The sequence below is a fragment of the Bradyrhizobium sp. WSM4873 genome (assembly GCF_055811355.1).
In genome coordinates this window covers 1-598 of record NZ_JBVVPS010000120.1, presented here as the reverse complement: position 1 = coordinate 598, position 598 = coordinate 1, and the positions used below count along the sequence as shown (strand labels likewise).

Here is a 598-nt window from a genome sequence, read left to right as displayed (position 1 = left end):
GGCACACCGGGCGCAGAGAGAGTGAAGGAATCATGACGGAGCCGGCCAACCAGCTGACACTCACCGATACGGTGATCCGCAACGCAACGCTGCCGCCGGGTAAGGCGCAGCATTATCTCCACGACGACAAGCTGCCCGGCCTCGCCTTACGCATGCGCGCCACCGGCGGCCGGACCTGGGTCTACCTCTTCACCAAGCCGGGGGTGAGGGGGACCCAGCGCAAGACCCTCGGCGCATGGCCCAAATATAATGAAAAGGCCGCGCGCAAGGCCGCCACCATCGCCGCAGGCGAGGTCTTCAAGGGCGTGGATCCGAACGACGCCAAGCGCGAGGCGAGACGGCAACAAGCAGCCGAGAAGCAGCGCACCACGCTTGCGACCCTCATTGTTGAAGATGGTCCCTACCAGACGTCCTTGACCGAACGTCAAGTCGTCAACTGGAAGCCAGCAATGTCGGCGCTCCGGCGCGGGCTGAAGGATCACGCCGAGAGCGGCGTGGGGGACCTGACGCGACGGCAGATTATGGCTGCGGTCGACAAGATCGCCAAGACCGGCAAGCGCGGCGCAGCCAAGGACTTGCGCAAGCACGTGCATACCTT

The 598-nt window shown here is 64.5% G+C and carries 1 protein-coding gene; it reads left to right on the top strand.

Translation table 11 applies throughout. The features are described from left to right. Positions 1-32: 32 nt before the first annotated feature. The coding region (locus tag AC0L21_RS38015; RefSeq protein ID WP_473267136.1) for an integrase arm-type DNA-binding domain-containing protein at positions 33-598 on the top strand (566 nt) is incomplete at its 3' end.